Origin of the sequence: Comamonas sp. (genome assembly GCF_036666375.1) — a bacterium.
Taxonomy (GTDB): Bacteria; Pseudomonadota; Gammaproteobacteria; order Burkholderiales; family Burkholderiaceae_C; genus Comamonas.
Window position 1 is genome coordinate 73,902 of sequence record NZ_JAVWWA010000012.1, and the last position, 1,446, is coordinate 75,347.

At 66.1% G+C, this 1,446-nt stretch carries 2 protein-coding genes and 1 pseudogene; all 3 read right to left on the reverse strand.

Annotated elements, in window-relative coordinates; translation table 11 throughout:
- A partial coding sequence (locus RR928_RS04970; protein ID WP_332681639.1) for a DUF4149 domain-containing protein occupies positions 1–208 on the reverse strand: 208 nt, incomplete at its 3' end.
- Positions 209–217: 9 nt separating this feature from the next.
- Positions 218–694 (reverse strand): transcription elongation factor GreA, encoded by a 477-nt coding sequence (gene greA / locus RR928_RS04975; RefSeq protein WP_332681642.1) that lies wholly within the window; start codon positions 692–694, stop codon positions 218–220.
- Between the two features lie 224 nt (positions 695–918).
- Positions 919–1,446, reverse strand: a pseudogene (gene carB, locus RR928_RS04980) (carbamoyl-phosphate synthase large subunit); the annotation flags it as partial.

Sequence of the window (1,446 nt, forward strand, 5' to 3'; positions counted from 1 at the left end):
GCACCAGCAGCAAGGCGGTGCAGGCCACCGACACCCAGGTCTGGGCCGCGAACAGCGTCGCCGCCATGCGCCCGGCCACGGCTGGCGAAGGCAGGTGGGCGAACAGCAGCGGCACGACGATGAAGCCGACCACGCTCAGCCCGCCCCACCACAGCGCCGCGGCCAGCGCCGGCAGGCGCTCGGACAGCCGGGAAGCGAAATTCGCCATCGCCTGGGCTCAGAGGTAGCGCACGGCCACCACTTCGTAGCGGCGCAGGCCGCCCGGGGCCTGGACTTCGGCGGTATCGCCCTCTTCCTTGCCGATCAGCGCGCGCGCGATCGGGCTGGAGATGTTGATCAGGCCTTGCTTCAGATCGGCTTCGTCCTCGCCCACGATCTGGTAGGTCACACTGTCGCCGGTCTTCTCGTCCTCGAGGTCGACGGTGGCGCCGAACACCACGCGGCCGCCCGCGTCCACGGCCGTGGGATCGATGATCTGCGCGGCCGACAGCTTGCCCTCGACTTCAAGAATGCGGCCTTCGATGAAGCCCTGGCGGTCCTTGGCGGCTTCGTATTCGGCGTTTTCGCTCAGGTCGCCCTGGGCGCGCGCCTCGGCGATCGCCTGGATCACGCTGGGGCGCTCTATGGTCTTCAGACGGTGCAGCTCGGCCTTGAGTTTTTCCGCACCGCGCTTGGTAATAGGAATGGTGGTCATTGTTGAATCTCCACGTTCAGCATGCTCCGCGCCTGGCGCGGCAATTCATAAAAAAACCAGCGGATGCCCGGGACACGGGGCTGCGTAGCCTGGGGCGGCCAACGCACGCCCCAAAAGCAAACCGCCGCACGTTGCCGCGCGGCGGTTTCTGGTCATGGGCTCATTATGCCGCGATTGGCGCGGCATTCACCCGGTATAACCCGGTCTGGCGCTCAAGCCTCGGCTCAGGCCTGGGCCAGTTGGGCATGCAGTTCCTGGACGGAATAGACCTCCAGGTTGTTCATGCTCTTCATGCCTTCGACGGCGGCTTCGGCGCCGAAGATGGTCGTGAAGGTGGTCACGCGTGCCAGCAGCGAGCTGGTACGGATGGCGCGCGAGTCGGCGATCGCGTTGCGGCGTTCCTCGACGGTGTTGATCACCATCGCGATGTCGCCCATCTTGATCATGTCGACGATGTGCGGACGGCCTTCGGTGACCTTGTTGACCACCTGCACCGCGATGCCGGCTTCGGCAATGGCCGCGGCCGTGCCCTTGGTAGCCACCAGCTCGAAGCCCATGGCCGCGAGCTCGCGCGCGATGTTCACGGCGCGTGCCTTGTCGTTGTTCTTCACGGTGAGGAACACGCGGCCCGACTGGGGCAGCAGCGTGCCCGCGCCCAGCTGGCTCTTGACGAAAGCTTCGCCAAAGGTCTTGCCCACGCCCATGACTTCGCCGGTCGACTTCATTTCGGGGCCGAGGATGGTGTCCACGCC

What these genes read in the sequence shown, in the direction of transcription:
- greA (WP_332681642.1), bottom strand. Translation starts at nt 694, where the DNA reads ATGACCACCATTCCTATTACCAAGCGCGGTGCGGAAAAACTCAAGGCC.